General features: G+C 43.9%; 3 protein-coding genes. All 3 read right to left on the minus strand.

Translation table 11 applies throughout. The features are described from left to right. Positions 1–56: 56 nt before the first annotated feature. Positions 57–1,475 (minus strand): adenylate/guanylate cyclase domain-containing protein, encoded by a 1,419-nt coding sequence (locus QUB63_RS11480; RefSeq protein WP_332945213.1) that lies wholly within the window; start codon positions 1,473–1,475, stop codon positions 57–59. Positions 1,476–1,720: 245 nt separating this feature from the next. Beyond that, a complete protein-coding gene (locus tag QUB63_RS11485) occupies positions 1,721–2,110 on the minus strand; it encodes a response regulator transcription factor (protein WP_332945214.1) in 390 nt (129 codons plus the stop codon). Beyond that, positions 2,107–5,733: a GAF domain-containing protein gene (locus QUB63_RS11490; RefSeq protein ID WP_332945215.1), complete on the minus strand. Its 3,627-nt coding sequence runs from the start codon at positions 5,731–5,733 to the stop codon at positions 2,107–2,109. Before QUB63_RS11490 ends, QUB63_RS11485 begins: the two co-directional genes overlap by 4 nt. Between the last annotated feature and the right edge of the window lie 716 nt (positions 5,734–6,449).

Below are 6,449 nucleotides of genomic sequence, written 5' to 3' on the forward strand. Positions count from 1 at the left end.
CTTCTTCCATCCATCCATCCATCCGTTACATCCCGTACATTGCTCGTTGCCGAACTTCACTTTTGATAAATCACCTCAAAAGTTTCGACAGCTTTCTTCTTACCTTTAACAATCACAGAACCAATTTTCCTAAATTCAAACATATCTTTAGTAGCGCTGTAAACACTGTCGCTGACCAAAATTTGTCCTCCCTCAGCCATTGACTGCAACCTAGATGCAATATTCACCTCATCCCCGATCGCAGTATAGTCCATGTGCTGCGGCGAACCAATATTACCAACAACTACCTCCCCCGAACTAATGCCAATACCTGTGAGAAAATTATCCGTAATCCAAGGAAGCGACATTCTCCTAATCCGGCGCTGCATATCGATCGCAGTTTCGATCGCCTTCCTTTCGCGATCGGCCACCTCCGAAGGCGCCCCAAACATTGCCACAATCATATCTCCCACAAACTTATTCACAGTACCTTCATGACTAAAAATTACCTCTACCATTTCCGTGAAATACTCGTTTAAATACATCACTATTTTTTCAGCCGGAAGCTCTTCACACTTAGTTGTAAAATCTCTAATATCAGAAAAAAGAACCGTTATATTTCGCTTAGTCGGATTCAGAGAAATCTCTCCTTTAGCTTCAATCACTGCTCGCACCACCTGGGGGGAAAGATATCTTTCCAAATTATTTTTAATCCGTTCTTCCTTCAATTTACTTTCATGTAAAAGCGCATTCTCGATCGCCGCCGCCGCTTGCGATGCCAAAGCCGTAAATAATTTTAAATCCTGTGCCGTATAGTTGACAAGTTCGTTATGACTAATATTGATCACGCCGATCGTACCGTTCTGCGTTGTTAGAGGCGCACAAATCAGAGAACGCATCTCATTGTCTCCCGGAACATATCTGGGATCGGACAAGACATCATTGACTATTTCAGCTTTTCCAGAAACAAGAATATGACCTGCTATCCCTATATTTGGACCGATTTTTGTTTTGCAGTTATGCTCTTTTCCGCGGGCAGAAATAATCTCCAGCTTACCTATTTTTTTATTCATTAGCATGACTGAAATATTCGTAGATTCAATCAATTTTTTAGCTTCATTTACTACCAACTTACTAACTTCAGCAACTCCCAAACAAGTAGCTATTTTGCTAGAGAAATCGTACAAAAAGTTAACTTCTTCGTACTTATCTAAAGTATCAACAGCCAAAGTTCTTACACCCAAGTCGGCGCTGGCAGCATAACTCAGCATATCGGCAAGAAATGCTGCCTTTTCAGTTCCTGTTACGTAACCGATAACTTCATCGGCTAGGATGATAGGATACGTATTGAAGGAACTCTGACAGTCTTCGCCAAATAAGATAGTTCCTTCAAGATTCCGAATCGCGATCGGAGTATCCAAAACACCGCGCGCGCCCTCTATTACCGCCCGCAAATCTTTCTTAGAAATCAATTTTTTGAGATTGATGCGAACCATTTACTTTACTATTAGTCATGAGTGAGCGATCGTTAGTCATTAATTTTTAACCAGCCAGTCGATTTGAGATTTGAGATTTTAGATTTTAGATTTACTTGCAGCACAGAGAATCTGGAAGCAGGAACTAGCGTCTAAAATTTTGGGCTGCTGGCGACGAGTGTCGGAAACTTCTATCCGTTTTTGGGCGGGGGAACCAACGACCAAAAACCAAAGACTATTCTTGTTAATTGATTGCGTACCTCTCCCTACATCTGTGCAGTCAAACCCAGAACTTCCCTAGCTTTGACCAGCACTTCTTTCGGGCGAAAAGGTTTAGTCATATAAAGATTTGCCCCCACAGCCATACCGCTTTGCTTATCATACTCTTGTCCCTTAGCTGTCAACATAATAATGTAAACATCCTCCATGCCCAGTTCATTTTTAACCGTATTGCATACCTCTAACCCGCTCATTTTGGGCATCATCACATCGAGAAAAACCAAATCTGGCTTTTCTTCTTTAATTATGTTCAATGCCTCCAGTCCATCTTTCGCCGTCAGCAACTCTACATCATCCTCATCTTCCAACTTTTCCAGAGCCTGCTCCATCAAAATCAGAATATTCGGTTCGTCATCCACAATTAAAACTTTTTTCACAGCAATTCCTCATTAATTTGTTTGTTGTGCCCGTTATCCTCTGCAATATCTCCCAAAACAATTATGGATACATTTTCCAAGCCCTTAGTAAGCCGCAATTTTTTGACCAATTCTTGCTCTTGAGATAACGCTTCGTCAATAATAATCAAATCCAGCTCGATCGCTCTAACTCGCTCCAGGCATTGTCGAGCATCAGATGCCTCGATCGCATTATATCCCTGAAAAACCAACGCATCCGACAAAGTTTTGAGAGTTGAAGCATGGCTAACAACCACCAACACCGTCTTATTTGACATCCCTTGCCGCAGCAGCAAGCCGATCTCCTTTAACAGTCCCGCTACATTTATAGGCTTGGTAAAATAGCTATCAACTCCCAAACGGCCCCCCCTTTCTCTGTCTTGAATCAGGGAGACGATGATAATCGGAATACCCCGAGTTTCCGGGTCATTTTTGAGAACTGCCGCCACATCAAAACCGTCGATGTGAGGCATCATTACATCTAAAATAATCAGATTTGGTTTGACTGCTTTAGCCTTAGAAATAGCATCTATGCCGTTAATTGCCTCGGCCACTTTGTACCCTTCTTCTTCCAGTGACTGCCTCAGCATTTCCCGGATGTTAGGCTCATCGTCAACAACTAAAATCTGCTGGCTTTCTTTAACGCCGATCGGAGTTCTGCTGACAACTTGCTGTTTCAGTTGCCAGATTAAATCATTGATATTTTTGCATTTTTCCACCTGCTCAATATTTTTGACGAGCGGTATACTAAAGCAAAAAGTGCTGCCCCTGCCCAACTCGCTTTCTAGCCAAATTCTACCGCCGTGGTGTTCAACAATTTGTTTGGAAATTGGCAGCCCCAAGCCAGTGCCTTTAGGCTTTTCGGTCAGGATATCTCCTACTTGTTTAAATCTTTCAAAAACTTTACTTTGGTCTTCTGGTGCAATACCTATGCCAGTATCAATAATGCTAATAACCAGCTCGTCACTCTCTACTCTTGCCCGACAGGTGACAGAACCTGATTCTGTGAACTTGACTGCATTCGAGATTAAATTAATCGCGACTTGAACCATGCGATCGCGGTCTACTAATACCTGCGGCAGTCCGGGACTAAAATCTTTAATCAACTTTAAATTATTCTTTTCTAATAAAGATGACGTAGCGGCGATCGCCTGTTTTAAGATTTGCACGGGATTTGTCGGCTGTAACTGCCATTCAACGCGCCCGGCTTCCATCTTAGCAATATCCAAAACATCATTAATTAAAGATGTCAACCGCTCAGCTTCTGAGACAATAATGTTGATATTATCTCCCACTTTATTCAAGGCTTTTTTAATTTTGCGGTCTTCCGCTGGCACTGCGGGAACAATCACTTCTTCTAGCTTTTCTTTAATCAGCGAAGCAAAACCCAAAACCGAAGTTAAAGGCGTCCGCAGTTCGTGAGAAACTGTAGCCAGAAAATCTGTTTTCATCCGGTCAACTTCTCGTTCCACCGTAACATCTCTAATCAAAATCACCGAACCTAGAGAGCGATCTGCTTCATCTTTCACCGCTTCTTTCAGAATAGTTGTCGCTAAAGCTTGACCGATCCTGCTATTTCCCAGTTCCACTTCCAGCGTCACAATTTCTCCCTCTCGGTGCTCTGTCGCCTCGACCAATTTTGCTAATTTTTTAGGAAAGATTTCGGATACTTTTTTTCCTTTCAGGTCAACATCTTTCAATTCAAACATCGCCCGCAGGGCCGGGTTAAACCTGGTAATTTTACCTTCAATGTCAGTGACTAATAACCCGTCAGCCAAATTGTCAACGATCGCATTTAAGTCTGCCAAAGTCGTCCGCAATTCCCAGGACTGCTTTTTAGTGCGATCGAGCAATTCTGCTTGGTGCATAGCTACTCCCAATTGACTGCCAACCTGAGCCAGCAACCTGACTTCTCCCGCTTCCCACTCACGGGGGCCCGAGTTCTGGTAAGCTGCTAGCAAACCCCAGAGATTTTCCCCCACAAAAACAGGCGCTACACAATATGCTTTGGCTTGAATTTGTTCGAGAATTTGGACGTGACATGGAGAGTGACCAATTTTGTAGATGTCATTAACTACAAAAATTTCTTGATGGCGATACCTGCCGCCCTCAGTTTTTTGCAAATAATCATCTTGCCAGACTGTTTTAACTTTGTCAGTTACTAAAGGTATCCAACCTTCTTCTACCGACTCCGACACAAATTCCCCGCTCCAGTTTGGAAAAAAACGGTAAACTCCTACCCGATCGCAGTTTAGGATTTGCCGCACTTCTTGAGTCGTAGCACTAAATATTTTATCAATATTTAGCGTCTGGCGAATCCGTTCAATTACTCTAGTTAATGTCCGTTCCTGTTCTGCTGCTTTCGCCTGCTGTTTAGCTTGAAACTGTATTTGTTCTAGGTACTCTGACTGCTGCAAAGCCACTCCCAAATGAGTGCCAATTTGATTCAGCAACTTGACTTCCGTTTCTTCCCAGTGACGCGCACCTCTGTGTTGAAAGGCACTGAGCAATCCCCAGAGTTTCTCTCCTTTAAAAATCGCAACTACCGCACAGGATTTGACACCAAAATATTCTAAAGCTTCTATGTGACACTCGCTCTGGCCGGCATTGTAAATATCATCAGCGATAAAGGTTTCCGCACACCGGAATCTGCCTCCTCGGTGTTCGTTTAAGTAGGGGTCTTCCCAACCGCTGCCTACCAATTTCGGCCAGTCGCCGGATTCTGATTCAAAGATAAAGTCGCCGAAATAGTCTTCACGGAATTGATAAATGGCAATGCGATCGACATTCAAAAGTTTGCGCACTTCAGTCGCTGCTGTCTGGAAAATTGTTTCCATATCTAAGGTTTGGCGGATCTTGTCAATCATCCGAGTTATTGCTCGTTCTCGGTCTGCTTCCTTAACCAGCTCTTCAGTGCGTTTTCGCAATTGAGTCTCCAGAGTAGTCTGGAGTGCTGTTGACCGCCTCTGGGCTTCATCTAAAAGTTTTGCTTGCTGTATTGCTACTCCTAAATGCACCGCAATTTGACTGGCAAACTCAATTTCATCTTGCTGCCACTGGCGCGGGGCGCGACATTGGTGAATGCACAGCAATCCCCAAAGTTTCTTGCCTTTGACTAAAGGTACGATTAAGTTTGCTTTTACCTGAAACTGGGCAAGAATAGCAATATGGCAATCGCTCAATCCGGCTTGATTGATATCATTTACTGCCTGAATTCTTCCTTGCTGATACCGCAGTGAATATTGTTTGCCAAAGCAGTGGTCGTGTACCTTTACAGCTTTTGCTGAATCAAACTCTGGCAGCACGTCTTCTGACACAAATTCCCCGTCGTCAAATCCTGAATCCTGGTAAAATTGAAATATTGCCACTCGATCGGCATTCAGCAGTTGGCGAACTTCCCGAGCGGTTGATTGAAAAATAATATCTAAGTCTAGCGACTCCCGAATTTTGGTCACTACAGCAAACAGCGCCTTTTGTTTGGCAACTATAGCGGGTTCGGGTTTCGAGGCAGACTCTAGTTCGGCAACGCGCGCTTTGAGGGTTTCTACCTCGATTTTGAGGGACTCGTAATCTTCTGTATCTAATCCTACATAATTTTCTGACATGGGTTTAACTCTCTTGTGGTTACTTTATTAAGTATTGATAGTTGTTTATTTTGATAAGTATTAACTCAATTTTATTTTTTTTCAACCAACTTTAGACAGGATTTGCTCTGATGGTTTGATAACTATTAATTAACGCTCAGTGCGCTAGATTTGCGATCGCACGAGCTCAATTGTCGATCGAACGCTGCCCTGATTGCGTTGGTCTTACGCGCCCAACTGCGACAGCATTTTTATGATATATGACTTGCGTGACAAGCTGTTTAAAACGCGCTCGATCGCTAATGTGACTGCATTCCCCGCCCCGCATCTATTATATTCTTTTGGCAATTCTCAAAGCTCAGACACAGCGCCGCATCCCGATCGATCGCGGCTACCACGGCGCAGATTGCCCCTACAAAACACTATATATACATCGCGACTACCACGGCGGGGATTGCCCCTACTGCCTTAATCTCGCATCTTGCACCAAAGTCCGCAACGGGCTCGCGTCAGGGTTCCACAATCAATAAACTGTTGTGGGGCGGGCTTCTCACCGGCCTCGCGTGCGGGAGTGTGGCGATGGCTGCAATATCTGAGTTGATTTTAAAAGCATCAATTCACGCGAGCGATTCCAGAAGAGGGATAGCTGCGCTTCACGGCTTTTTTCCCCCTAGCGTCACCCTCATCAGCTTTCCTGATGACCCTCATCAGTTTAACTGTCGTTACAGGCCTTTACA

This window comes from Microcoleus sp. ARI1-B5 (genome assembly GCF_036705795.1).
Classification (GTDB): Bacteria; Cyanobacteriota; Cyanobacteriia; order Cyanobacteriales; family Microcoleaceae; genus Microcoleus.